We start from the raw sequence: 26,545 nt of genomic DNA, 5'->3' as shown, positions 1-26,545 counted from the left end.
TCATGGGGTGGCGTTGTTGGTATCACCTAACGACTGGGGGATTTCTCGCTTATCGGTGAGTAACAGTAATGGCGGTAGCAGCAAGAAATCGACCAGTAAGGCAACCGCTATGGTAATTGCGAGCAGGGTCCCCATGGCTCGGCTTGGGTTGAAGTGTGAAAACTCCATGACCATAAAACCACCGACCAAAATTGCTGAGGTAATAAGTAGCGCAACCCCTACGGTATGAAATGCATAGCGAATGGCATCGGCAGGAGAATGCTTTAGCTGCAATCGCGCGTAATTGTATTTACTTAAAAAGTGCACCGTATCATCGACGACGATCCCCAAACTCAAGCAGGCAACGACGGATGTTGCTGTATCTACTTTACCGTATAGCAAGCCCCATAAGCCGTAGGCTAATATCGCCGGAAAGACGTTCGGTACCATGCTGATAAGTCCCAGACGCCACGAGCGCAACGCGGCAATCATCAGCAGTGAAATAATAATAAGTGCGAATCCTGTGCCTTCTAACATAGCGGTTACGTTGCGAAAGGTAAGATTGGCAAAGACAATATCTAACCCTGTTGCCTCGCGAATATGAAGTAAAGGCGCATGTACTTCCGTCCAAGCGACAATGTCTTTTTCCATTGCCAAAATATGGCGTGAATCAGATCGCTCTAAACTGACCTGAATACGAGTTGCAGAACGATCACTGGTTAAGTTGTTATCTAATCCCAACCCGAGGGGTAACGATAGTTCGTATAGTAGTAAATATTGTGCCGCTGCTTCGTTGCTTTCTGGGGTGCGATACCACTCAGGATCGTCGCCATGTAAATTCTGATTTAAGCGTTTAAGCGTATCGCTAATACTGGTGACTTGCACGACGCCCGGCTGTTTATGTAACCACTGTACTAAATTATCTAACTGTTGCAGAAACTCAACATCGTTAATACCGTTGTCGCGTTCGCTATCGGTAATGAAATACAGAGCATGCAAACCGCCTAAGGATTTTTCTATGTGATCAATGGTGCGTCGTACTTCAAAACTGGTGTCAAAAAATTCATGCCAGCGCTCAGTAATGGTGTTGCGACCGGCAAAGGTAGCGCTTGCAGCAACGAGAGTCACCATAATGATAAATAGCGCTTTATGGTGGTGAATAATGGTATCGGCTAACCGATCCATGAATACCGATTGCTGCTGACTCGCACGACCTTTTGGTGTTGGCAATAACGCTAACACGGCGGGTAAGAAGGTAATGGTCAGGAGCCAAGCAACCAAGACCCCAACGGCAATCATATTGCCCATATCACGATATGGCGGTGAATCACTGGTGTTTAAACATAAAACACCAATCATAGTGGTAATACTGGTAATAAATACCGGTGAAAAATTAATGCCAAGGCTTGTAATCAGTGCTTTTTGCTTGTCGTATCCCTGACGCAGGTAATAGTAATACGACACTAAAATGTGAATAGTATCAGCTACCGCAATCGTCATAATGGCAGTAGGTACGAAACCAGTGGGTGGGGTGAGTGTATAATTCAACCAACCAAAAACTCCCATAGTCACGATCACCGACATGCCGATTACTGCGGTCACGAGTAACATACCGGTGACGGTACGCAGTAATAACAACATAATGGCGAGCATGATGAGGTAAGAAATAACCAGTAGTGACTCGATATCTTGTTTAATCGCTTCGCCCATTGTCACGTTAGAAGTGACTGAACCTGCTACTTCAATGGAAAAATTCGGATATTGTTTACGCAATAATTCTGCTAGTTCACGGGCTTTTTCAACGGTTTCTAGAGACGCGGATGCAGTATTATTTTCGGGTAAAAATAACTGCACGCTTATGCCTGTAACTCGTCCATCTGGAGACAAAATTCTCGGTACGATATCGCGATCATTCTTCGCGCGTTGAGCGAGTAGGGCAAGATCCTGTGGTAAATCATCAAGGGTATAAAATTCTGCAATTAAGAGGTCGTCGCCATCGACTTGGGTGTACTGGAAATTTTGTAGTGAGTCGACACGCTGAGAATAGGGGAGCTTCCAACCTGCTTGCGTTAATGCTTCGATGAGCGCTAATGCGTCTTGCTGAAATAACGTTTGGTCGGGTTGATTATTCGGCACTGAGACTAAAAAGAATACATTGTCTTGACGTGAGAAGCGCTGCTCCATTTCTTCAAAGGCTTTTAATTGCGGATTTTCAGGGCCGAAATACATGCGAAAGTCGCTAGTAAATCCTAAGCGTGGAATTCCTGCCAGACTAACCAATATTACGATGGCGATAGCAATGATGACTAGCCAAGGATGGGCAATAACCCAATTTAAAAAACGGTCTCTCATTGAGCTTAACTCACATAAATACACCACTCTATGCTATGCGACTTTTTGGTATTCACAAGGTCCGATTCGGCGATGCTGGTGGCTCCCAGAGTGCTGCGATTTGTTTGCCCCACTATGGTAGGCGCACAGGACCGACACCGCTATACTCTGAGCATCTATAAATAAGGTGGTTTTATGACGACGAAAACGATGCGTTGGGACAAGTTACTCTCATCAGCGCGCTTCGGTGAACAGCAAGGTACGTTGGCTATGGATCTTGGCCGCACGCCGTTTCACAAAGATTACGATCGTATTATTTTTTCGTCTGCTTTTCGTCGTCTTGATCGTAAGACCCAAGTGCATCCGCTATCCGAAAATGATCATGTGCACAGTCGTCTGACTCATAGTTTAGAAGTCGCTTGCGTTGGTCGCTCTCTGGGGACGCGAGTAGGGCAAGCGTTGGGAAAGGCTTTACCTGATTTTGTTGATGCCAGCGATATTGGCGCATTAGTGCAAGCGGCGTGCTTGGCTCACGATATTGGCAATCCGCCGTACGGTCATACCGGGGAGGACGCGATCCGTCACTGGTTTCTTGATCGAGACAATGCCCACTTTCTAGAAGGTTTGAGTGAGCTAGAACAAGCGGATTTGCAGACCTTCGAGGGCAATGCCCAAGGTCTACGCATAGTTACGCAGGTAGAGTCGCATCGTTTCGACGGCGGTATGCGCTTAACTTATGGCACCTTGGGGGCATTTTTAAAGTATCCATGGACGGTGGATTATGTGACCCGAGGAGAGCGGAAAAAATTTGGTTGTTATCAAACCGAATTGCCATTAATGCGCGAAGTAGCAACCGCGCTTGGTCTTATCCAAACCGGTGAAAATGCTTGGTGCCGCCATCCTCTCGTGTATTTACTCGAAGCCGCTGATGATATTTGTTACGGCTTGATTGACCTTGAAGATGGAATAGAAATGGGGCTGTTAAATTATCAAGAGGTCGAAGATTTACTACAGCCTTTGTTAGCCGAACAGTGGCACGAAGCCTTGCAAGAATTAGATAAAGCGGACAACACACGTCGTCGTTTGCAAATGTTACGCGGCCAAGCAATGGAAGCCATGGTCAGTGCCGTAAGTTCGGCTTTTGTGCATCAGCACGATACTTTGCTGGCAGGTCAGCTTAAGGGCGATATTATTGATTACTGCCCGGAAAATGTGAAGCAAGTGGTTCATGGTGCTAAAAAATTAGCGCGTGAGCGCATCTTCAATGACAGTCGCAAGCTTGCGGTTGAAGTCGGTTCTTATGCTACGTTATCGATTCTTTTGGATGCATTTTTACGCGCGGTACGAGAATGCGTACTGGATGGACAAGCTACCTTTCGTAATAAACGTGTACTAGAGTTAATGGGACGTTCGGCGCCAAAGCCAGATTGGACTCTGTACGAAGCTTACATGCGCGCATTGGATTTTATCGCTGGTATGACCGACAACTATGCGGCAGAGATTGCGCGCCAGTTTTCTGGATATCAGCCGCCTAATCGCAACTAAGTTTTAGTCATATTATTTAGCGTGCGCTGTCTTGCTGAATCTTGAGCTTAGGCAGATACTCCGCGGATAAATTTCGATGGGCTAGTTTCCCGAGTGTCGACAATTTTTGGAGCTAGATTCGTGAGTGACGCATTTATTATTCTTATTTTAATTCTGATGAGTGGTGTCTTTGCTATCTCAGAGATATCGCTGGCTGCTGCCCGTAAAATTAAGCTGCGCGTGATGGTCGAAGAAGGAAATGTGCGCGCTGGAGAAGTGCTTGCATTACAAGAGCATCCCGGTGCATTTTTCGCCATGATTCAAATCGCTTTGAACGCGATAGCGATTCTAGGTGGCATCGTTGGCGAGGCGACCCTCACTCCTTATATGGTGCAGTTTGTTGGTGTTTTTTACAGCGGCCCCATGCTTGACCAATTAGGATTCATACTGTCGTTCACGGTGGTAACGTCACTCTTTATTCTGTTCGCTGATTTGTTACCTAAGCGGGTTGGTATGACGATTCCTGAGACGGTGGCTATTCGTGTTATTCGTCCTATGCGTTTGATGATGTCGCTATTACGGCCTCTAGTGGCATTTTTTAATGGCTTAACAAATATTGTTCTGAAATTACTTAAACTGCCGTTACAGCGTGAAGATACCGTTACCACCGATGATATCGTGGCGATGATGGATGCTGGTGCGGAGCACGGTAGTTTGCAAGAACAGGAATACCATCTTTTAGGCAACGTGTTCGAGCTTGAAGGCCGCACTGTGCCAACGGCGATGACCACCCGCGAGCATCTAGTTTATTTTGATATTAGCGATAGCAGTGCAGAGATCAGCGCTAAAATTGTTGAGCATCCACACAATTGGTTTTTAGTCTGCGATGGCTCGTTGGATAAAGTTGTCGGTGCCATTGAGTCGAAGGAAATTCTGCGTCAGGTATTAAAAGGTGAGGCAGCCTCGATCAGCAACGATTTTATTGAGCGTGATTTGCTGTTCTTACCTGATACGCTAACCCTTGCAGAAGGACTAAACGCGTTTAAAACAACGGCGAAACCGTTTGCTGTGGTGCTGAATGAATATGCATTAGTGGTTGGTATCCTAACGGTAAAAGATTTAATGAACAGTTTTATGGGTAATTTAGTTGTGCCTTCCGGTGAGGATCAAATTATTCAGCGAGACTCAAACTCCTGGCTAGTGGATGGCAGTACACCGGTTGTCGATCTTGCCCGTGCACTAGAGCTAGATACCGATGTGTTTTTTGACAATAACCAATACGAAACGGTTGCTGGATTTTTAATTTACCATCTTAAACGTATTCCAAAACGCGCTGATTTTATTGTCTTTATGGGAATTAAATTCGAAGCAGTCGATATCGATAATTTGCGAGTAGATCAGCTGTTAGTAACTCGTTTGGATCTCGTCAAACAAGGTGAATCAGGAAGTAAATCCTAGAGTAATCTACAAGGCTTAGTTAATTCAAAGCCTTGTTTTAGAGTTGCGGTTGCGCTCGAATATTCACCACATTTAATAAGTTTTTTGCTTCGGAACTATCATTCAGAGCGGGTAAAGCCAAAACATGATGTTCATCTTGTTCTAGTAACTTTAAACGTTTCTTTTCTATCTTACGTTGCCAGCGTTTCTCTGCTTTTTTTACATGCTTGCTGAGTAATTTACTTAACTGTGGCACTAAGCCGCTAGGTAAGTCGTGCCCCATGCCATGAATAACGCGCATTTTTGATTTACGAATGCCCGCTGCAGTAGCTAACCCCATGCGTACTGGTATGAGCGGATCGTCGGAACCATGTATCACTAACGTCGGTACTTTTATTTTTCGCAATAAGTGACTGCGATCACCGGCGGCAGTAATGGCGACCAACTGGCGCTTAAATCCGCTGGGTGTTGAGGTGCGCTCAAAACTGGTTTCGGCCAGTTGCCTTAATTCTAATTCGTCCATCGGATAGGCTGGGCTACCAATTAAGCGATTCATACGCATGGTATAACGAATGGACGCCTCACGATTAAAAGGAGTTGGGCGCCTTGCCAGTTGCAGCAGTACCTGTAATTTTGGCCCAGGTAAGCTAGGACTGGTGGCTGACGACATAATTGAAGTAAGGCTGCGCACTCGTCGTTTTTGTTTGGCTGCGAGAATCTGAGCAATCATCCCCCCCATCGATGCACCGACGAGATGAGCACTATCTATTTTTAGTGTATCCATTAAGGCAATGACATCGCGGCTCATATCTCTAAGGGTGTAGGGTATTTGCGCTTTACGTTTGAATTGGGTTGATAGCCACGTTTTTACTAAGCTCGGGGTGCCATGATGATCAAGTGCCGTTGAGTCACCGGTGTCGCGGTTATCAAAGCGGATAACACGAAAACCTTTTTTAACTAGAGCATGGCAGAGTGAGTCGGGCCAAACCCGCATTTGTGCTCCTAGTCCCATAATCAAAATAATGCAGGGATCATCATCGCTGCCAATGCTTTCGTAGGCCAGTTCAATGCCATCATCGGTTAGTATTCGGCTCATTTCTTGACTCTCATATACAGTGCTGCGCTCGCGTTGCAGTCTGTCGGCGGTTAGAATGCAGTTCATTATAGAATGTCTGGAATAAGTGACGATTTATGGATATCGATTTTCCCCTGATTTTAATGATAGCGACCGCCGCTACCGGTGTTGTTGCTTTAGCTGATAGGTTTTGGTTGCGGAAGCAGCGCGAAGCAAAAGCAGAGCGTTTGCAGCAAGAGGGGGCTAATGGCGATGACATCGATGCGGCAAAGGAGGAATCCTTCGTTGTTGAACAGTCAAAGTCCTTCTTTCCCGTGTTAGCCATTGTTTTTGTTTTACGTTCCTTTGTTGCTGAACCTTTCCAAATACCGTCTGGCTCAATGGAGCCGGGACTGATTACTGGAGACTTTATTCTAGTGAGTAAGTTTCACTACGGCTTACGGATGCCGGTATTCGGTAACAGCTTAGTGCCTATTAGTGAACCCGAGCGCGGAGATGTGATGGTGTTTTTCCCTCCTAATGATCCACGCTATTTTATTAAGCGGGTGATTGGCAAGCCTGGTGATCATATCGAATACAAAAATCGCCGTTTGACCATCAATGGCGAAAGTGTACCAACTACTGAGCTGGGTGGTGAGCCGTCTTATCGACCGACTAAGTATATAGGGGAAGAAGTTCACCCATCCTCAATCGCCACAGTACAGTGGATTCTCGCCCGAGATACGCGCACTCAACAGCCTATTATTTGGGCGGGTCCTGAAGGTGAGTGGGATGTACCTGAGGGGCATTACTTTATGATGGGCGATAACCGCGGCAATAGCGGCGATAGCCGTATGTGGGGATTTGTTCCTGAGAAGAATATTGTGGGTAAAGCAGTAGCGGTTTGGATGCACTGGGAAGGTTGGTCAGATTTGCCGTCGTTCGGGCGTAATCACATTATTCAATAACAACAAGGCAGGTGCCGTTGCTATGGTCGATTCAGTAACAAAGCCAAAACAAAAGGCACCTTGTACCTTTTGCCAGCGCAGCCGTTGGTTGATGGTGGCGACCATTCTTGTCGTCATGATGTCGGTGATGTTTCTGAATCTAGGTGGATGACGCTTTTTGCTTTCGTGTAGAAAAACTGTCAAAACGCGCCTCTGGCGCAAAATATTACAAATAGTTCAATTTGCTACTGGATATTTGAAATTAGGCGAATACAATGCCGACCATCCAAAGCCAACGGCATGCTGAAGTATGAATCTTACGAGACAACTAAAAGGCAAAACACTGGATCTTGTTGACCGCTTTCTACCGGTCAAACCCATCGCGCGTTCTGCCGATGAGCAATGTGTGCTTGATCGCGAATCTCGCCGTATGCATCTCTATTTTTGTCGCAGTTGTCCGTCTTCTATTGCTGTAAAACGTTACTGCGAACGTTTGGGTTTGCGGGTTGTTGAAAAAGACGTCGAGCGCGTTAATGCCTACCGCAATGAGTTGGTGAACGGCGGTGGTGAACCAAGGGTGCCTTGTCTGCGTATCGATGGTAACGAATGCAATGACTGGCTTTATAACCCTGACACCATATTGCAGTATTTGCAGCAGCGTTTTTCCTCTCAATAGATTTATTGATCTGATCGATCATTCTTGAACCCAGAGTAGGGTTGAGCGTCTTACGTTACTATCATCTTGTTTGTTTTTACATGCGATGTAACGCAAGCCACTTTTTGGATATGCCATGCCCCTGCTTGATTCGAGCTATAGCCCGCCTTTTGGCTTCTCTAATGGTTTTGTTCAAACCATCTTTCCTACTTTATTTCGCCGTCTACGCGATGATTTTTTACTCCGTGAACGCATACCTACGCCGGATCAAGACTTTTTAGATTTAGATTGGAGCCGAGTGGGGTCCGAGACACTTGTTATTGTGAGTCATGGCTTGACCGGCAGTTCTCGCGGTCATTATGTACTCGGCACTGTGCTTGAAGCTAATCGTCATGGATGGGATGCACTTGCTTGGAATTATCGCGGCTGTAGCGGCGAAGTGAATACTCAGCTGCGTTTGTACCATAGTGGCGCTACGGATGACCTCGATGTTGTTGTCCAGCATGCATTGGCGCAAGGTTATAGCCGGATTCATTTGGTTGGCTTTTCTATGGGTGGCAATCTAAGTCTTTTGTATGCGGGTCGTTCAGCGAATTCGCTTCCAAGCGAGATAGAGTCGGTGAGTGCGTTTTCTGTTCCTTGTGATTTAGAAGCGTGTGCATATGAATTGGCAAAGCCATCCAATCGGATTTTTATGTCGCGGTTTTTAAAGGAATTGGGTGAAAATCTAAGAGCCAAGGCATCGCAATATCCGACCCACGTTGATCTCAATGGCTTCGCTAAAATTCGCACATTTGCGGAATACGACGAACGGTATACCGCGCCCATACACGGTTTTCGTAGTGCAGTGGATTACTGGAATAAGAGCAGTTGTCTTAGCTATTTAGCCGATATTCGTATTCCGGCTCTTATGGTTAATGCGCAAAATGATCCCTTTCTTCCTGAGCAATGCTACCCGCGTGCTATTGCACGCAGTCATGCCAATTTTTACTTTGAAGAACCTACCAGTGGCGGACATGTTGGTTTTATTCAGCGAAACCCTGATCACGTGTATTGGATGGAAGGACGCGCGATGGCGTTTATTCGAGAGCAGGGTGGAAACCTTCCGATAGCTGTTCCATTAGCAGAAGAAAGTGCGTAGTCCGTTGGAAATTTGGCACTTATATAGCTGAATAGTGCCAGTATTAAGAAGAATTGTAGGGACTTGTTACTTGACCTTATCCGCTCGCTGACTTTTGGCTAGAGTTGATATAGATGTCCACCAGATTCTTATTCTCATGCCGATATTACGCCTCGTTATCTTAATGCTTTGCAGTATGTCGGCATGGGCCAATATGCCTGCCGCCTTGCAACAAACGTCGATTGAGTTGGCGTCGGGCGCAGTGTATTCCGTTTCACTGATGGGCAGCCGCGATGAACCCTACATGCGGCTGGATGACGGCCGTTTACTGGTCGAGGTCAACAGCACGCTCTTTCTGGCTAAGGTAGATCGCAACGGCAAAGTTATCGCTTTACCAACGGAATTTGGCCGTTTGGCGTCCGCTCCTGAGGTTTCTGACAGCCCACAAATTTCTGTCACTCCCAAAGCCAATGCCACTATCAGTGCGGCAGCTCCGCAACATCAACCCTATCGTTATGCTGGGGGCACTCATAAGCAGCCGTTAGTGATAGTTCGCGTTAACTTTGCTGACCAGAATTCGACATATACTGATGCAGCGTTTGCTTCGCGCGTATTTGGTAGCAACACCAACAGTGTCCGTGATTACTTTTTAGAGAACTCCTACGGTCAATTTGATATTGAACCGGTGGCGGAGCAGTCGGGTACGCGCGATGACGGTATTATTACGATGACACTAACTACAGATCATCCCGATTTCGGTAATCAATATGGAGCGAGTAGTCAGGCGTTAGTCGCAACCGCCTTGTCTTATGTCGCAAGCGTAGTCAATTTAAGTGCTTATGATTTGAACGGCGATACTTGGATTGATCCTAACGAAGTGGCTGTCGTGCTCTTGGTTTCAGGCTTTGAGCAGGCCTATGCGGGAACTGCATCCACGCATCCACGCATATGGGCGCACAAGTCTTCGGTTACGGCAGTCAATTCGGGTGGGGTGTGGCTGAGTGAATACGCCATGTTTGGCGAGCAGCATGAACGCCATATGGCGACAACCGGTTTAATTTCTCATGAGTTAGGTCATTTACTCTTCGACCTACCAGACTTATACGACTACTTAGGGATTGGTGAGGGAATAGGTCGGTGGGGATTGATGAGCTACGGCGGTTGGAATAGCGGTGGTGGCGACGCGGGTGATTTCCCATCTCACATGATGGCGTGGAATAAACTATTGGCGGGCTTTGCCGAAGAGACTGTGTTGACCACCGGTGGCGGGATACTCGAAGCGTTAGCGACATCTCCAAATATTATTGAAATTCCCTTAGATGCCTATCGTCATGGTAAACGGTTATTGCTTGAACATCGCTATCAAACGGGCTTTGATGTGAGTGTGCCTGATGAAGGTTTACTGATTTCGCAGATTGATGACAATTTTGGATTTGGTCCCCTCGCGTCGTTAACAACCGATGCTGCTGAGCAGTTAGTGCTATTGCCGACTTTTGAGCAAAGTGACAGCCTTGTACTAGGTAGTTCAAAGCAGGTAATGAAATCTGCTTCAGGCTATCAGCTTTATAGCGACAGTCGCGGAGCTGTAACGCTTGCCAGTTTGTCGACTAACACCAGTGCATCTGTCTCAGTGACCAGTAGTATCGATATTCACGGCGACAATATTGGTTATGACGAGCTTCCTCCAAACGGTTTGTGGGGCTCGTATGGCGGTTCTGGCTCAATGGCAATGCCGATAGCCTTATCTTCCAGCGTTACCTCTGTTGATGGTGTCGACTGGTTTGCGCACGGGCCTGGTGAGGTTACCGTGGGCTTATATCGGAATTTCGACGTATGGTCGCCGGATGGTGAAGTTGCTCGACAGAATTACACCGTGAAGGCAGGTTGGAACCGGTTATTGTTCTCAAGTGCAAAAAAAGTCAGTGCAGGAACTCTGTACCTACAAGTTGATAGCGTTACTAATGGCTCTCACGCCCCGATACTTGCTGACACTCAGGGTATGGCAAGTGGCCTAACCTATGTGCGCAATAACTCTTCTAGTCCATTTACGGTTGCGCCGTTTGATGTCAGCGTTCGTGTCTTGGTTAGTGTCAGTGATCTCGGTGCTGATGCGATGGCTCCAAATCTACCTGTAATTGACGCCAGCAGTTCTTCCTCTGGATCATCCGGTGGCGGCGCTTGGGTTTGGTTGTTGTTGATCGTCTTTTTGCCACGGCAAAGGTTATACTGCCGCGCATAGTCTCAGCGTAGGGTCTCTGTTTTGAGATCAGTATTCATATTTATAGGGTTAGCCCTTGTTTGCCTTTTAATTCAATTCTCTAGTGTAAGCTTTGCTGGTGGGTTGCAATTTGACCGCGCGGCAATTGAAGCCGGGCAGTGGTGGCGAATTATTACCGGCCATCTGGTTCATCTCTCTCTCTATCATCTTCTGCTCAATCTTTGCGGTTTGGCTTTAGTTGCCTACATCGCGGATCATCGCTATCCACTGTTGACGTTAATCGCCGTGTTTTGGCTATTATTGGCCGATGGCTTGAGCTTGTACTGGTTTGCTCCCGATTTGCTTATATACGTCGGGCTTTCAGGAGCTTTGCACGGCGCTTTATTGATCGCCATCTGGTATTCGCCGTTCTACAGTCGTCGCGTGGTGTGGGCGACTGTTGCGATTGTGATCGGCAAGGTGTTGTGGGAGCAGTCGCCTATGTATGACGACTTAGCTATGGCTTCGTGGCTGGGAGGGCGCGTTGAAACTAGGGCACATTTATTTGGTGTTCTAGCGGGTATACTTTGGATTGCAGTCGCTAGCATCCAGCAAGCGTTAAGGAAAAAGCATGAATCAGAAACAAGATGACATCAGTCCTTGGCAGATAACATCGTCAAAAACGCATTACCAAAATCCGTGGATTAAGATCGACGAATATCAGGTGATTAATCCTGCTGGTAATCCTGGTATTTATGGCACCGTATCATTTAAAAATAGAGCCGTAGGTGTCGTACCTTTGGCTGAAAATGGTGATACCTGGTTAGTTGGTCAATATCGTTTCCCATTGAGTCAGTATCATTGGGAAATCCCGATGGGAGGTTGCCCATTAGACGAGGATCCAGCAGCCTGTGCATTGCGAGAGCTAAAAGAAGAAACTGGCTTGATCGCGAGTGAACTGATGCCTTGCGGCCATGTACACATGAGTAACTGCATTACCAATGAAGAAGGATTCGTATTTGTTGCGCGCGGCCTGAAACAAGGGGAAACTGAAATGGAAGAAACGGAGGTGCTAGCGATCCAACGTCTGCCATTTGATGAGGTTTTTGCGATGGCGATGGATGGTCAGATTACCGATGCGTTGTCCGTGCTTGCGATTCAACGTATACGGTTATTGGGGATTGCTTAAACAGCTGGCTCGATAGTGACGCTACGATGAGTCGCACTATCGAGCTCAGCAGTTATTGTCAGTGACCGACCGCCATTGCATGGTGGCGATTGTTCTGACGGAACTGAGCTGGACTTTGATTCACTTCTTTAATAAATATTCGATCCAGCGTACGACGACCCGATAAACCAATTTGCAAAGCGATCTGTTCAATACTGTCTTCAGAAGCAATGAGCATCTGCTTAGCTGTTTCTAATCGAACTTGCGTAACGATTTGCTTCAGTGACGTATTTTCACGATGCAAATGACGATTGAGAGTGCGGGCACTGATATGGAAGTAGTTAGCAACTTCTTGCTGGTTCGCGTTTAAGCGAATTTTATCTTGCATGAGCGCTTTGCGAATTCTTTCCGCCAAAGAGCCTGAGCGTGCTAGTTTGCGATACTGCTCTTCAACTTCACGCTTCATCATACTAAGGATGTGAGGGTTTGTTTTGTGCAGACCTTCATCTAGCCACTTGCTATGCAATTGAATGCTGCATTCATCAGCATTGTATTGCACTGTGGTTCGCCACTGCTGGCTATGCTGCTGCTGATATTGTGTTGCCGGGAAAGGCACATTAATACCAACAATTTCTAACTCTGCTCCGCACAGCTGACGCATCCAGTTGAGCATGATGCTGATAATGATTTCCGTGCGATGGCGTTGACTCGCAAGAAATGCATTGTCGTGAACTGGGAATTTGATTTTAATGATGTTGTCGCGAGTACGGGTGACGTTAACTTCAAGGAGGTCGCTCAGTAAGGGTGAGAACTTCTCCATGTAGTAGAGCGCTTCACGCAATGTGTTACTGCACAGGAATAAATGCTGTAACTGACAACTACTGTGCGTATTGAATTTGTGGGGGGGTTGCACACACAAAGCTTCATTGCCTGTTGTTTGGATCAACTGGCCAATGAGTTCATCTGCGTCTTCAATACTAATGCGACTGTCCGGGTCCTTGAGCTGTTTCAAAACACGCTGGATTCCTTCCGAGGCATCCGGCATCTCTTCAAAAGAGCGCGCTCCGGCATTTTCCAGCAGAGGCCGGATCAGTGCAGTTGATACGTAACCTTTTTCCATGTTCATAGTGGCAATGTCTGATCAGTGAGTTTGTTGTTATTTTTCTAACTATTCCGTTAGCAAAAACCAGTCCAGCAAATTTAGGCGTCTTAAACCAAGCTTTATGGTAACCCTAGGTGCCCATTTTTGTCACCTGTTACCAAAGGTAGCACAGCTTTGACTCATTTGTGAGAAAGTATGACACTAATTGCTGACAGAAGTTTTCAATTGAAAGAAAAGATGGAAAAGTGGCAAGAAAGCGCCCAAGCAAACCGAAATAAGGTGTTTTCTTGCTTTGGGCTTTCATATTTCTAATGAATAGGTATTGCTTTTAGAACTCGTATTGCATTCCAAGAGTCAGAAGCTGGAAGCGAGCTCGTGGAAATATCTGGCTATCCAGCGCCGTAGTCTCTAGCTCGGCGCGAATTGTCATATTCTTGTAGGCATTCCATAAGAAACCACCACCGGTAATAAGATCAACCGCTGACGTTTCGCTCGTTTTTGAGATACGGCGTGAAGTAGTACCATCTTCATAGGCAACGATTTCTACTTCATCATACTTAGCGACCCAAGCATTCGCTCCGCCTTTGATAAAAAAGTCAATGGTGTCGGTAAGGCCAAAACGATAGCGCATCGTGATTAGAAAGCTGCGCGGGTGGACCGTGCTCAGTCCAGTGTAGGTTGCTGACGCTAGAATATCATCAGTCCCTGAGACCCGATCAACACTTCCCGATTGAACATTATTAAAACGTGGCGCAATACCATCGCCTGCTGAGCTGAAATCGGCTTTAGGATCGTCGAAACCCGCTTCTCCCATATCGACTAAACCCAGTTCCATCGATAGGTTTTCAGTAATGTTAGGGCCAATAATAATACGAAAGTTTTCACTAAATTGATCCATGTCTTGCGAATCAGTAATACCAGCGGTGACGCCGACAAAGCCTTCGCCTGCCAATGCTAGCGACGGGATCATGAGAGCAGCAAAGGCTCCAAGGGTAGCGGTTAAGCGCATGAGAGAATCCATTTTTGTTATTGTTAATGTCGGTCAGCTGGTTGCTTTATGATCGTTTATACTGACTATGACTTCGATGGTCATGATACCAGCAGGCTAGCCAAGATAAAGCCAATCTTTTTAATATGTCGGCAATTGGCTTCACGATGAGGTCTCAATATTTACAAGCAATGCTTTCCTCTTAATTAGGTTATAAAATGTGCAGCGCTCCCGATGGGCCAATATTCAGGTTATATCGTGTCATATTGTCGCCGATTGACCTTCATACGTTGAATCCCTGTTTCTTTTATAAAATAAATTAGATAGCGTGCCAAATCACGTGCTCTTATAACTGAAGGCAATATGTCAATTCGAGACACCGATCTATTACCTAAGCCGATTACTCGGCTTGGTGATGACGGCATTGTGTACCACGACCTGACGGACTTAAGTCATTTAAGTGTTGATTTGATGCGCTTTCTTTATGCGCAGCGTTTGCGTTTAACGGGAAATACAAGGCGTCCCGTTGTGATGTTAGCGAACCACATACTAACGGTGGATTTTGAAGTCCAGTTATTTGCGTCTCATCCACAGATATTAGAATCAACAGAAGCAGTTGCCATCGTGGGCACTTCTTTTATGTTGCGTCATTTAACGTCTATGTTTCTGTCTTATCACGCACCTGGGTATCCAGTAGCGTTATTTGATAATGCAGGGGAGGCTAAGGAATGGGTTTTACTTGGAGTTAAAAGAGAAGTAAAACCACAGGCCTGAGGTATCTGGCCTGTGGTAGATTTCAGGTTATAGCTTAGTGATTTTCCCTTTCATGTGTACTTTTTGGCCTTTGTCATCGCGCAGGTCAAAGTTAATACCATCGCTACCTTCAGTGTAGTTAAACTCCACTTTCGATGGTAAAAATACTGGCAGCTTAAATTCAACGCTAATGGAGCATGCTTCTGAATTCACTTTTTTATACAAGGCCGCTGCAGCGCGAGCTTTGCTCCACATTCCATGAGCAATATGACCTTTAAAGCCAAATAATTTTGCTGGAATTGAATGTAAGTGAATAGGATTCGTATCACCAGATACTCGGGCATAACGACGGCCTAAGTCAGTGGCTAACATCCAACGTTCTTTCATTTCGAATTCAGGCAATGCCGGACGAGGTGCATTGCTTTTCGCTTTCTTGGGTGCGTTTGGCACAGTAATACGGGCCAAGTTAGTGCTTGAGCCCTCCCAAACTAATTCACCAGCAATGCGAACTTCTGTCTTGATGTCGAATTCTAAACCTTTGCTGGTACGTTCGCTATCAGCAAAAAAACAACGAATATCCATCTTCTCATCGACACGAATCGCACGATGTTGAGTAATGCTGTTGCGTATGTGAACCATCCCCATTGGTGTAACAGGGAAAGATTTGTGTAGCATCATCTCCATATGCAATGGGAACGCCAGCGTGTGTGCGAAGGTTATTGGCAATATGTTGGCGTTGTCTTCGAAGCCACAAACGCGTGCATAGGCAGAAATGCGGTCTTGGGTGGTGCGAACATTGTTTTGCACCGCTTCAACTTTGGGTAGATCGGCTTTGCCATTCTTGGTCACTTTCTGGATAACACAGCGAGCGTACTGACTCAGGTTGCCAGGGGTCGCATTAAATTGCATGTGCGTAGCTTGATTCATAGTGAACAGTCCTTGCGGCGATACAGGCCAAATTATAACAAGGGGAACAGTTTACAATGAACTTGTCTCTGGCCTCATTGGCGCTTAGCCTATGTCGTTTGCGTCACTTTGGTCAATAAGGCTTGCAGCCTTTGCGCTATGTGGCAGAATTCCAACAATACTCGCAAGGAATATCAATAACTTATGTCTGGCGGAATGGCAGAATTGAGAGACTCAGGCATTATGATTCAGTTAGCTCACCAAGCGATGCTGAAAATGGGCTTGGATGTTTCTGAAGTGTGTAAACGATTGGGGATTACTCCAGAGTTGTTGACTGACCGCAATTTGCGCACGCCGCATGAAGCTCAGGGTTTGTTCTGGAGCGTTATGGAGGAAGTTAGCCAAGATTCAAACATTGGCTTGCATCTTGGTGAACACATGCCGGTTTACAAAGGCCAGGTGTTGCAATATCTGTTTCTTTCCAGCCCGACGTTTGGCGATGGATTAGCTCGTGTGCTTAATTATCAGCGCCTTTTAAGCGATGCATCGCAGGCGAGTGTCGAAGTTCAAGACGGTTTAGCTTGTATTGTTGTTGATAGTGCTAGTGAGCTATTGGGTTCGCTGCGACATTTAAATGAATGCATGGTACTCGGCCTAATCGGTTTTTTCCGTTATGTTACCGACGGTGCTTTTCGTCCCTCAGCTATTGATTTTTCTCATGCGGCGCCGAGTAATGTTGGCGAACATGAACGTATCTATGGATGTCCCGTTCACTTTTCTGAGCCGGAAACGCGCATCCATTTTGATATTCAGTTGCTTGACTTACCTTCGTTACACGCTGAACCCGAGTTGCTGCAGTTGCACGAAAAACTCGCCAGTGAGCATGTTGCCAAGCTGGAGCGGCAAGATGTGGTCACTCGGGTGTACAAAGTATTTGGCGAGGTATTAGAAACCGGCCAATTGAATTTAGAAGACGTAGCGTCAAGGCTGAATATTAAGTCGCGAACGCTGCGCACTCGATTGGCTGAAGCCGGCACTAATTTTAACCAATTACTGGCTGACTATCGGTGTAACTTGGCAAAGAAGTTATTGTCGGGAACGGATGAGAGCATCGACGAAATCGTTTACCTCACTGGCTTTTCTGAGCCCAGCACATTTTATCGAGCGTTTAAGCGCTGGACCAATCAAACCCCTGTCGAATATCGCAATAGCCGCCGCTGATTTTAGGTTGTGGTTGTTGCTCTAAATTTATCTATTTTGTCTCAATATGTCTGATTGTTGATTTTAATTCACGGAAGCGTTCAAAAAATGAACTGGTAGTTTGCGGAATGTGAGTTCATTGTGGTGATCTACCCAATGGCAAATTCGCAGGTTGATGTTATGAACAGCTCAAATCAGAACTCGCTCATTAATCCTCTAGTTGATCATGAACTCGCTTTACGAGACTACACGCAATGGCGCAAGTCGTTAGTTGAAGAAGAGATCATGACCCTAGAAGCAACACTTCAGCTAACAGAGCAAGCGTTAACCGCGGCTTACCAAACCTTGTTGGTCATGCGCTACCGTCAATTCAATTCGCAGCAATTGTTAGACGCTATCGACGAGCAAGCGATCACTTGGTCGGTCGAATTGCCCCATGAGTATCAACAAGGCGCAATTTGTTACTAGTTTAAGTTGCATAGGCCACTTAATTTGTATTAGGTAGCCTTTTTGAATAATTTTTGCTCAAGTTTTGCATTTTCTGGTCGATAGACTAACCACAATGCAAGGCCCGGGAGATACCCATGAGCATACAGTTTAACAATTCATTGAATTCCTACCATTCACTAACGTCAGGCCATAAGTATTCCGGGCATTCTGCGGATGGCGCTGCGCGTAAATCTACAACAGAAACGAGCACTGATTCGACAGAAGCTACACAAGCGACTGCGAAAGCGGCTCCAACGGTTGTGCAAGGTCCAAAACAGAGTGCGCAAGATACGGCTGCTAATATTTTGGCTCACGTCACGGCAGGTATTGAGTCGTTACGTGACCAAGGGGCTGGCGAAGAGCGTATTCAGCAGCGTATTGATGCGGCTCGATCTGGAATATCCAAAGGCTATGCTGATGCAGAGGATATGCTTGATAGCATGGGTTTGCTCGATGACGAGATGAAAGCGCAAATTAGCGCGAGTCGTAAACTGGTCGATGACGGTCTTGATGCCTTGGCGAATCCAGACCAGTCGACACCCGCAGAAGATGCTGCTGCCAATACTGAGACAGATTCTGTTCTTACTAATCAGGCAGTTACATCTGAACGCAGTGTGAGAGGTAGTTCAAATACCTTGTCGATGCAGGTTGTTACGCGAGATGGCGATAAAGTCACGGTTAATTTCAAACATCAGCAAGGCCAATTTAGTGTAAGCAATGGCTCGAATAGTTTGTCAGGCTCTACGTTTTCACAAAACTTCGAATTAGAAGTCGAAGGCTCGCTAGATCAAGGTGAATTAGATGCGCTTTCTGCCTTGTTTGATGATGTTAAATCGCTAAGTGATAAGTTTTTTGGTGGCGACCTCGGCGCAGCATTGGGAGAGGCGATGAATTTAGGCTTTGATGGTAATGAGCTTGCATCGATGAGCTTAGATTTACGTCAGCGCTCATTTTCGTCAGTCAGTCGTGCTTATGCCGCCGGAGCTCCTTCATTACCAACGCCGAAATTGGATTCGCTGCAATCGCCATTAGCGCAATATGTCGACGAATACATCAAAGCGTTAGATAAAGCGAGTCCGTTGGCAGAGCCACGCACAACATTGCAAGACATGATGCAACAATGGTTACCGGAAAAACCGGGTTACCATATATTGCAAAGCTTTAATGAAGGCCTAAATCGCCTACTCTGATTAAGCTTTACCTAATAGTCAGCCCCTTTGCGCAGCGGTATACTCGTACCAGTTGTGGAGGGGTTTGATGACATTTGTATTATTCGGTACTGATGGGTGCCATCTGTGTGATATTGCTGCTCAAGTAGTGGTCGTTGCCGCAGAAGGTATAGAATTAAATATCTATCAGGAAGATATTGCTGAGTCAGACCTTCTTGTTGAGCGTTACGGCACAAGAATCCCCGTCATTTTGAACGAACTCACCGAACAAGAATTAAACTGGCCGTTTTCTGCAGAACAGGCGCGAGAATTTTTGCTCAACAATAACAAGAGGAACTGACCCGTGAAATTACGTTTCATTCTGGCTGTAATGGCCGCGCTCATTATTCAAGGTTGTGCACAGACACCGTTATCGCCAAAAGGCGAGGCGGTATTCTACGCATTGCAAGCCGATACTATGCTGCGTACTTGGGTTTCTCAATGTCGCGACGTCAGCCCTCGTGCGCGTCAAGCTGGGTTAACGGCCCGTAATAACTGGTGGGAGCGCAATGGTCCATTTGTTGAGGGTGCTGATTTTGGTTTGGCCTACAATATTGTCACCGTGACCGACACTCGAGTTGAAACCGGTGCTCGTTTAGCCATGGCGATGACATGGGAAGTCACCGAGCGTGCTGAAGAAACTGTCACTAAGTTGATGAACAAAGCCGGTGATGAAGAAGGGCGCGAAGAGTTGTGTATTAAGATTCTTGGCCAATACAATCAAGGTAAGTGGGATCTACACGGTTCTGACGAAACCTATAATGAATTAGTAACGTTACAGCGTCGTTCAGTAAATGACGCCGAAACACTGGATTTGCGTCGTGGTATGGTGGAGTTAAAGACTCAGCGTCAATATGGTCGTTCATTATATGTGGTTGAAAAGTTATCGAAGCGAGAGGGATGCCCAAATGCCGAAGTGCAGTTATTGAAAGGCGAATGGCCGTATGAAATTTATGATGTCGCTTGTCCTGGTGCGAATCATCTATTGATGCGCTGTGAGTGGGGAAATTGCTTGGTTTTACAATAAATAATTGTTAAAAAACCGCTCACAACTGTGTTGTGAGCGGTTTTTTTGTATCTGTTATTCGAGAGCTAACAGAGCTTTATTCTTTTCTATTGTAGCTGCGCCAATTCCTTTTACGGCCGTTAACTCCTCGAAAGAAGAGAATTTTCCGTGTGCTTCGCGATAGGCGACAATGGCTTCAGCCTTGGCCTTGCCGATGCCTTTTAGTTCACTTAATTGTTCAACGCTGGCGTTGTTAATATTAATTAAACTCTGGCTTGGTTCGCCAGCAAGGGTAGGAATAGCAATCGTCATTAAGCAGCTGAGGAGAAAGGTTTTTAAGACTGATTTTAAGTGGTTTTGCATAACATGCTCCATATGTCATTGGGTTGAGATATAACCCTAAAACCTTAATTGTTATTTGAAAATCGGACATAAGAATGAAAAAAAAGCCGGCAATGCCGGCTTTTTTTACCACTTTTTCATGATTTGATTCTGAGTCTCAAATCTCCTGTTTGTGATTCAGGTCTTCTTTTTGGCTGGTGCTTTTTTCGCAGCTGCTTTCGGTTTTGCTGCTGCTTTTTTCTCAGTAATATCCCAGCGACCTTTATCGAAATAGGCACTCCAACCGGTCGCTTTACCTTCGACTTCAGTCATTACGTATTGCTCTTTGGTTTTACGACTGTAACGGATAATCGCGGGATTACTTTCGCTATCGGTGCGCGGAGCATCGAGTAAATAGTGATATTTTTCCGGTATTTGCGCTTGGTACGGTATTAATTCGGTAACTAAAGGTGCGCGAGTTTCGCGATTTTTTGGAAACTGACTTGCCGCCAAAAACAGGCCTGCAGCGCCATCGCGTAGAACATAACTGTCATCAACTTTTAGACAGCGTAACTCTGGCATTGGAATCGGATCCATTTTTGGTGGCGCCGCTTCACCATTTTTCAACAACTTACGCGTGTTATTACATTCGTTGTTGGTGCAGCCAAAATACTTACCAAAGCGGCCAGACTTTAGCTGCATTTCAGATCCGCAACGATCACATTCCAGACGCGGACCATCATAGCCTTTAATCTTAAATTGACCGTTTTCGACTTCGAAGCCATTGCAATCAGGATTATTACCACAAATATGTACTTTGCGATTTTCATCCAGTAAATAGCTGTCCATCGCCGTGTCGCAAATCTTGCAACGACGCTTGTTCATTAAGCGACGGCTTTCGGCTTCTTCATCTTCTTCTGCGGTGATAGCTTCTTCACCAGGAATTAGATTAAGCGTTTGCGTGCAGCGTTCTTTAGGTGGTAAACCATAGCCGGAACAACCTAAGAACACGCCGGTGCTGCCGGTACGAATTTGCATGTGACGGCCGCAATTAGGGCAGTCGATATCGGTATCAACAGGGGCGTTTAAGCGCATCCCGTTTTCGCCGCTAGCGGTATCCAGCTGAACGCGGAAACCTTGATAAAACTCATCGAGTACAGAGGTCCAGTTCACATCACCATCGGCGATGTCATCTAGCTTTTCTTCCATGCTGGCGGTGAAACCAAAATCCATTAACCCATCAAAGTTTTCGACCAAACGACTGGTAACGATATCGCCCATTTTTTCAGCATAGAAACGACGAGCCTTGAGGCTGACGTATCCTCGCTCTTGAATCGTCGAGATAATCGAAGCGTAGGTCGAAGGGCGACCAATACCGCGTTTTTCTAGCTCTTTAACTAGCGCCGCTTCCGAGAAACGCGGAGATGGTTTAGTGAAGTGTTGCTTAGGTTCTAGCTTATCTAAGCGCAGAACATCGCCTTCGGATACGTCCGGCAGCAAGATATCTTCTTCGCCTTTACCACCTTGCGATGGCATCGCTTTTAAATGACCGTCAAAGCGAATAATGCGACCGCGAGTTTTTAATTCAAACTCGCCAGAAGTCACAGTAACGCTGGTGCTGGTAAAACGCGCATCAGCCGTTTGACAGGCAACAAAACGTCGCCAAATTAAATCGTATAGGCGCTGAGCATCAGGCTCCATCGAAGCTAATACACTGGCTTTTGCCGTAACATCTGACGGTCGGATAGCTTCGTGAGCCTCTTGAGCGCCTTCTTTGCTGCTATAAATACGCGGCTGTTCCGGTAAGTATTCGTCACCAAAATGCTTTTGAATATAATCGCGCGCACTGGCAACGGCATCTTGGCTTAAATTGGTTGAGTCAGTACGCATGTAGGTAATAAAACCAGCTTCGTATAAGCGCTGCGCCAGTGTCATTGTTTTCTTTACGCTGAAGCCTAAGCGCGTACTCGCCGCTTGTTGCAGGGTCGAGGTAATGAAAGGTGCTGCTGGTTTCGAACTAGTTGGCTTATCTTCGCGTTTACTAACGACAAATGGGCCTTTACGGATAAGCTCTAAAGCACTCAGCGTGTCGGCTTCATTACTCGGACGAAATTCACTGTTAGCACGACGTGCCACTTGAGTACGTAATATTTCGCCTGAATTGGTATTTAGATCTGCGAAAGCTTCCCAGTATTCTTCTGGTACGAAGGCACGAATTTCACGTTCGCGCTCTACGATTAAACGTACCGCAACCGATTGCACGCGACCCGCAGATAAGCCACGAGCTACTTTAGCCCAAAGCAACGGCGATACCATAAAGCCCACGACGCGATCGAGAAAACGGCGTGCTTGCTGGGCATTAACACGATTCATGTTCAGCTCTGATGGTTTTTCAAATGCCGCTTGAATCGCTTTTTTCGTAATTTCGTTGAATACCACGCGACGGTATTGCTTGTCTTTCTCGCCGATAATTTCCCGCAGGTGCCAAGCGATGGCTTCCCCTTCGCGGTCCAAATCCGTTGCGAGATAGATTTGATCAGCATCTTTTGCGAGGCGTTTTAGTTCTTCCACGACTTTTTCTTTGCCGGGAAGGATTTCATAAGACGCCTTCCAACCGTGCTCGGGATCAATACCCATGCGGTTAATAAGTTGGTCTTGTGCCTTTTGCTTTTTGTAAATTTCTTTTTCATCAGGCGACATTTTACGAGTAAGCGCTGCTTGACGAGCACGCTCCTTCGGATCGCTCTTGCTAGCAGAGCCTGATGTTGGCAGGTCGCGCACGTGGCCGACACTGGACTTCACAATGAAATCATTGCCCAGGTACTTATTAATCGTTTTAGCCTTTGCTGGCGATTCCACGATGACCAGAGATTTGCCCATAGTCCTTTGATTAACCCTTATTCTGATGATTCAGCGAGCCTAAGAGGCGACACTTTAAAGGCACACCCCTGGGTGCGGTCAAGTCCGGATGTATATTTCCGATGTTGCAACTTGACCGGCAGTGTGCGGAAAAGTTGCTAAACTTTCACTCAGTAGCGACATCTATATGCCCGATTATGGTCTTGATCGGCTACATTTTTTTATCGCTGACTTGCTAGGAATAGCACATTATTCACGGAGAGGCTTAATCTATGTCGGCAATTGGATTGGTAATCGCTATCGCGGTACCCATCAGTTTAGTCTTGTTTGCCTTCGTATTTTTGGGGCGCAAGCAGCAAGCAAGTAATGCTAAGCGGGAGCAAGCGCGGCTAGTAAAACAAAAGGCTGATGACTTACTGGAAGCGCTCGAATTTTTGATCGTGGTCGATAACCATCAAGAAATTCAGCAAGTCGTTTTGGATCGTGTGGTGCAGCTATACGAGCGAGCGGAGAGTGCGATGCCTAAAGCGGGCAAAGATGGACCGGCCACGCAATCGTTCGATGTTGAAGAGTATCGTCAGAAGATTAGCCAAAATCAAAATTTGCGTAAGGTGTTCAAAAGTGATCGGGAGTTACGTTACGGGCGTCGGCAGTTAACGCGTATCTTAAAGACGCTGGGGCCGTTAGCGAAAGGTCGGGTAATATCTGAAACGGCGATGTTGGAATATCGTCGCTACCTGCGTATGACCATGCTGGAGCGCGAGGTCGACACTTATACGGCCCAAGGTGATGTTGCTGGGCAGCGCGGAGATGTGCTGACGGCTTCTAATTACTACAAGGCGGCGAAGAAATTACTGATAGAGTTTGATCTACAGTATCCAGAAAAGACAGAACGCATTCGTGAATTAGCTCAGCGCACTGCGGCGTTGTACAACAGCAAAGACAATCTTAATTCAAATGATGCGTTGTCGCGTGCATTGTCGAAAGAGGAAGCTTCGGAAGCCAATGATCAGTTCGGAATCCCCAGCAATCCATCAGCGCAGTCTAAAAAGAAATTTTAATTTGATCCTAAGATGACCTGTATTTCGCCCAATGAATTAGTCCTTTCGATTGCCGCCAAAGCAGCCCCCATCCATGCATTGCCCGAATGGGCCGGTGAGGGACGTTGCGATGTTTTACGTTTGGATAAACTGGATTCAGTTATTAGCGGTAATAAAATATTTAAGCTAATTGGCCATTTACGGGCTTGGCAAGCTTCTGGCCGCACTCGATTATTGAGTTTTGGTGGTGTTTATTCGAATCATCTTCACGCGTTAGCGGCTGTTTGTGCACAGGCGAATGTGCCGCTGATTATAATGGTGCGAGGCTTTGCTGAATTGCCACTGACGCCAACGTTAGTCGATTGTCAGCGTTGGGGAGCGCAGTTGCAGTTCTGTAATCGACAACAGTATGCATTACGCTACGACGAAGCTTACCGGCAGGAGTTAGCTCAGCAATGGGATGCATGGGTTATTCCTGAAGGCGGCGATGGGGCTGAGGGTCGCCAGGGCTGTGCTTTAATCGCCGAACGAGCGTCAGGCTATGACGAAGTATGGCTGGCGCTAGGAACTGGCACTACGGCGCTAGGAATGGCTGCAAATCTAGCACCCCAGACAAAGCTTGTTGGTGTTAATTGCGTAGCGGATCAAGGCGAGCAACAAAGACGTTGGCAACGAGAGCTTGGCTCTGGCAAAGGCTGGCAGGTGCTCGATGAGTATCATAGTGGTGGCTTTGGACGTTTCTCTGAGTCAGTAAAGCGTGTAATTCAGCGCTACGATACGCTTGAATTGCCGCTTGATCCGGTTTACACGGCCAAGGTTATTTGGGCCTTAGAGCAAGAGCAGGCGGCGGGCCGATTGGCGAATGTGCGTCGTTTGATTGTTCATACCGGCGGTTTGCAAGGGCGAAGGGGGATGGATCTCACTCCAGCCCCTGCGGCCAGTTATCAGGCATGATTAGCCAACGTTGTTGTTCGACCCAGCCATGACTGCCTTGAACTGCAACGACGGCACAAACCGCAACCGTCAAATGCTCAAAGTGGGCCGTTAAATATCGAATGAGTTCTACGCGCTCCACTGTTAGCGGGCAAAGTGCAGGACTAATCCAATCTGGTTTGGACAATACGTACCAAGGACCTTCGGGCAATACCGCTTCGGCATCTCGAAAGTGACACCAGCGCCCGCGCCAGTGGCTTGCAGATACCTCTTCAGGAAGGCTTCCGTTAAATTCTGGTTTGGCGGGATGAAATAAGCAGCCGCGCATGAGTGCTTGGGGCTCAGGATTATGCCAGCCAGCAATTTCGAGTGCTTGTTGACCTTCGGGCTGTTGCGATAACGCTAGTTGATGAGATTGGGTATGGGTCAGTTTGTCGGTGAGTCGATCTCGACGATTAGGTCCAATCCACTCGTTGCGATAACCCAAGTAAAACTTAAGCGCTAGCTCTAGGTGCCACTCTTTATCTCCTTGTTTTAGGAGTAAATCTAGCTCGCCTAGTGTTCGCTCTGGACTGCTTATTTGCAAATTTGCTTGCCATTTCAGCGCTGCGAGCGACAGGGCATGCTGCCATAGTTGCTCGAACATAAGACCAAGGCGAGTACTGGAAAACTCTGGGGTAAACTCAGCATGCACATGACTGAGTAGTTGCCAATCGGCTTGCAGCCAGCTGGGCTGCTGCGGAGCCCATAAGCAATCGAGTATGGATGGTCCGAGTACGCTCCACACCATATCGCGCTGAGCTTTACACCCGATCGCAAAAAATGGATGCTCTGGACTAAGCGGGGAGGTCAACAAGTGTTTTTCACTCCTGTATGGTATAAAGCGACTAACGTTTCTATGGCAATGCTTTGCCATATTTTTGCAGCAGTGCCTAACAAATATAGCGCGCACAGTAACATAGCTGCGCCCAAATTGAGGTGATCAGGTTTCGTAATGGAAGAATTTCGCAATATCGGCATTATCGGTCGATTAAATAGTAATAAAGTAATTGAAACGATTCGCCGTTTGTCGCGTTACATGGTCGATGAAGGTTATCACGTCATTTTGGATGACCGTATTGCTGAAGTGATGCCTGGACATGGTATGCAAGTGTCCAACGTTAACCTGTTGGGCGAAATTTGCGATCTCGTGATCGTTGTTGGCGGTGATGGCAGTTTGCTAGGTGCAGCGCGTGCGCTGGCGCGCTTCAATACACCAGTGTTGGGCATTAACCGTGGTCGCTTAGGCTTCTTAACCGATATCAGTCCGGATGAAGGTATGTGTGACG

General features: G+C 46.6%; 26 protein-coding genes. 18 read left to right on the top strand and 8 right to left on the bottom strand.

Going from position 1 to position 26,545, the window contains the following annotated elements; all coding sequences use genetic code 11:
• Complete coding sequence (locus UXZ23_RS12945) at nt 1–2,331, bottom strand: efflux RND transporter permease subunit (protein ID WP_320820977.1); 2,331 nt, start codon at nt 2,329–2,331, stop codon at nt 1–3.
• Nucleotides 2,332–2,505: 174 nt separating this feature from the next.
• Here UXZ23_RS12945 and UXZ23_RS12940 point away from each other — a divergent pair, with 174 nt between their 5' ends.
• Nucleotides 2,506–3,855, top strand: coding sequence for a deoxyguanosinetriphosphate triphosphohydrolase (locus tag UXZ23_RS12940; protein WP_320820976.1), 1,350 nt, complete (start codon nt 2,506–2,508; stop codon nt 3,853–3,855).
• A 120-nt stretch (nt 3,856–3,975) separates the two neighbouring features.
• The gene (locus UXZ23_RS12935; protein ID WP_320820975.1) at nt 3,976–5,292 is read left to right on the top strand and encodes a hemolysin family protein; all 1,317 of its coding nucleotides are present in this window, start codon (nt 3,976–3,978) and stop codon (nt 5,290–5,292) included.
• A gap of 37 nt (nt 5,293–5,329) precedes the next feature.
• Here the strand turns inward: UXZ23_RS12935 and UXZ23_RS12930 are convergent, their stop codons facing one another.
• A complete protein-coding gene (locus tag UXZ23_RS12930; protein WP_320820974.1) occupies nt 5,330–6,433 on the bottom strand; it encodes an alpha/beta hydrolase in 1,104 nt (367 codons plus the stop codon).
• Nucleotides 6,434–6,462: 29 nt separating this feature from the next.
• Here UXZ23_RS12930 and lepB point away from each other — a divergent pair, with 29 nt between their 5' ends.
• The 7 genes from lepB (at nt 6,463) to UXZ23_RS12895 (ending at nt 12,433) form a co-directional block, all read left to right on the top strand.
• Nucleotides 6,463–7,293, top strand: coding sequence for a signal peptidase I (gene lepB / locus UXZ23_RS12925; protein WP_320820973.1), 831 nt, complete (start codon nt 6,463–6,465; stop codon nt 7,291–7,293).
• A gap of 22 nt (nt 7,294–7,315) precedes the next feature.
• Nucleotides 7,316–7,444, top strand: a complete 129-nt coding sequence (locus UXZ23_RS12920; RefSeq protein ID WP_320820972.1) for a hypothetical protein — start codon at nt 7,316–7,318, stop codon at nt 7,442–7,444.
• Between the two features lie 138 nt (nt 7,445–7,582).
• Nucleotides 7,583–7,948 (top strand): glutaredoxin family protein, encoded by a 366-nt coding sequence (locus tag UXZ23_RS12915; RefSeq protein ID WP_320820971.1) that lies wholly within the window; start codon nt 7,583–7,585, stop codon nt 7,946–7,948.
• 115 nt (nt 7,949–8,063) lie between these two features.
• The gene (locus UXZ23_RS12910) at nt 8,064–9,068 is read left to right on the top strand and encodes a YheT family hydrolase (protein ID WP_320820970.1); all 1,005 of its coding nucleotides are present in this window, start codon (nt 8,064–8,066) and stop codon (nt 9,066–9,068) included.
• Between the two features lie 136 nt (nt 9,069–9,204).
• The gene (locus UXZ23_RS12905; protein ID WP_320820969.1) at nt 9,205–11,286 is read left to right on the top strand and encodes a M6 family metalloprotease domain-containing protein; all 2,082 of its coding nucleotides are present in this window, start codon (nt 9,205–9,207) and stop codon (nt 11,284–11,286) included.
• Between the two features lie 102 nt (nt 11,287–11,388).
• Nucleotides 11,389–11,895, top strand: coding sequence for a rhombosortase (rrtA, locus tag UXZ23_RS12900; protein WP_320820968.1), 507 nt, complete (start codon nt 11,389–11,391; stop codon nt 11,893–11,895).
• Nucleotides 11,876–12,433 carry an NUDIX hydrolase gene (locus UXZ23_RS12895; protein ID WP_320820967.1) on the top strand — a complete coding sequence of 186 codons (558 nt, stop codon included), beginning with the start codon at nt 11,876–11,878 and terminating at the stop codon, nt 12,431–12,433. The genes rrtA and UXZ23_RS12895 overlap by 20 nt, the downstream gene beginning before the upstream one ends.
• Before the next feature lie 58 nt (nt 12,434–12,491).
• On the opposite strand, the gene UXZ23_RS12890 is transcribed toward UXZ23_RS12895, so the two are convergent.
• Nucleotides 12,492–13,538 (bottom strand): AraC family transcriptional regulator, encoded by a 1,047-nt coding sequence (locus UXZ23_RS12890; protein ID WP_320820966.1) that lies wholly within the window; start codon nt 13,536–13,538, stop codon nt 12,492–12,494.
• A gap of 304 nt (nt 13,539–13,842) precedes the next feature.
• Entirely contained in the window at nt 13,843–14,523 is a 681-nt protein-coding gene (locus UXZ23_RS12885) for a hypothetical protein (RefSeq protein ID WP_320820965.1), read from the bottom strand.
• A gap of 342 nt (nt 14,524–14,865) precedes the next feature.
• On the opposite strand from UXZ23_RS12885, the gene UXZ23_RS12880 reads away from it, so the two are divergent.
• Nucleotides 14,866–15,276 (top strand): hypothetical protein, encoded by a 411-nt coding sequence (locus UXZ23_RS12880; RefSeq protein WP_320820964.1) that lies wholly within the window; start codon nt 14,866–14,868, stop codon nt 15,274–15,276.
• Between the two features lie 27 nt (nt 15,277–15,303).
• On the opposite strand, the gene UXZ23_RS12875 is transcribed toward UXZ23_RS12880, so the two are convergent.
• Nucleotides 15,304–16,182: a MaoC family dehydratase gene (locus UXZ23_RS12875; RefSeq protein WP_320820963.1), complete on the bottom strand. Its 879-nt coding sequence runs from the start codon at nt 16,180–16,182 to the stop codon at nt 15,304–15,306.
• A gap of 183 nt (nt 16,183–16,365) precedes the next feature.
• Between UXZ23_RS12875 and UXZ23_RS12870 the strand changes: the two genes are divergently transcribed.
• The 5 genes from UXZ23_RS12870 (at nt 16,366) to UXZ23_RS12850 (ending at nt 20,085) form a co-directional block, all read left to right on the top strand.
• Complete coding sequence (locus UXZ23_RS12870) at nt 16,366–17,382, top strand: AraC family transcriptional regulator (protein WP_414491473.1); 1,017 nt, start codon at nt 16,366–16,368, stop codon at nt 17,380–17,382.
• Nucleotides 17,383–17,541: 159 nt separating this feature from the next.
• Nucleotides 17,542–17,829: a hypothetical protein gene (locus UXZ23_RS12865; protein WP_320820962.1), complete on the top strand. Its 288-nt coding sequence runs from the start codon at nt 17,542–17,544 to the stop codon at nt 17,827–17,829.
• A gap of 116 nt (nt 17,830–17,945) precedes the next feature.
• Complete coding sequence (locus tag UXZ23_RS12860; protein ID WP_320820961.1) at nt 17,946–19,040, top strand: DUF5610 domain-containing protein; 1,095 nt, start codon at nt 17,946–17,948, stop codon at nt 19,038–19,040.
• Between the two features lie 67 nt (nt 19,041–19,107).
• Nucleotides 19,108–19,359, top strand: a complete 252-nt coding sequence (locus UXZ23_RS12855; RefSeq protein WP_320820960.1) for a glutaredoxin family protein — start codon at nt 19,108–19,110, stop codon at nt 19,357–19,359.
• A 3-nt stretch (nt 19,360–19,362) separates the two neighbouring features.
• On the top strand, nt 19,363–20,085 hold the full coding sequence (locus UXZ23_RS12850; protein WP_320820959.1) for a hypothetical protein: 723 nt from the start codon (nt 19,363–19,365) through the stop codon (nt 20,083–20,085).
• A 54-nt stretch (nt 20,086–20,139) separates the two neighbouring features.
• On the opposite strand, the gene UXZ23_RS12845 is transcribed toward UXZ23_RS12850, so the two are convergent.
• Both UXZ23_RS12845 and topA read right to left on the bottom strand, forming a co-directional pair.
• Entirely contained in the window at nt 20,140–20,427 is a 288-nt protein-coding gene (locus UXZ23_RS12845; protein WP_414491472.1) for a ComEA family DNA-binding protein, read from the bottom strand.
• A gap of 156 nt (nt 20,428–20,583) precedes the next feature.
• Nucleotides 20,584–23,265, bottom strand: a complete 2,682-nt coding sequence (gene topA / locus UXZ23_RS12840; RefSeq protein ID WP_320820958.1) for a type I DNA topoisomerase — start codon at nt 23,263–23,265, stop codon at nt 20,584–20,586.
• A 251-nt stretch (nt 23,266–23,516) separates the two neighbouring features.
• On the opposite strand from topA, the gene UXZ23_RS12835 reads away from it, so the two are divergent.
• Together UXZ23_RS12835 and UXZ23_RS12830 are read left to right on the top strand one after the other, a co-directional pair.
• Entirely contained in the window at nt 23,517–24,305 is a 789-nt protein-coding gene (locus UXZ23_RS12835) for a hypothetical protein (protein WP_320820957.1), read from the top strand.
• Nucleotides 24,306–24,317: 12 nt separating this feature from the next.
• Nucleotides 24,318–25,238, top strand: coding sequence for a 1-aminocyclopropane-1-carboxylate deaminase/D-cysteine desulfhydrase (locus tag UXZ23_RS12830; RefSeq protein WP_320820956.1), 921 nt, complete (start codon nt 24,318–24,320; stop codon nt 25,236–25,238).
• Here UXZ23_RS12830 and UXZ23_RS12825 read toward each other — a convergent pair.
• On the bottom strand, nt 25,204–26,073 hold the full coding sequence (locus UXZ23_RS12825; RefSeq protein ID WP_320820955.1) for a DUF1853 family protein: 870 nt from the start codon (nt 26,071–26,073) through the stop codon (nt 25,204–25,206). The two genes, UXZ23_RS12830 and UXZ23_RS12825, sit on opposite strands and share 35 nt — an antisense overlap.
• Nucleotides 26,074–26,211: 138 nt before the next feature.
• Between UXZ23_RS12825 and UXZ23_RS12820 the strand changes: the two genes are divergently transcribed.
• Nucleotides 26,212–26,545: NAD(+)/NADH kinase (locus UXZ23_RS12820; RefSeq protein ID WP_320820954.1), on the top strand; the 334-nt coding region annotated here is incomplete at its 3' end.

Source organism: Thalassolituus sp. (assembly GCF_034111725.1).
Classification (GTDB): domain Bacteria; phylum Pseudomonadota; class Gammaproteobacteria; order Pseudomonadales; family Oceanobacteraceae; genus Thalassolituus.
Note: the sequence above shows the minus strand (reverse complement) of the source record. Positions and strands in the feature narration are given on the sequence as shown.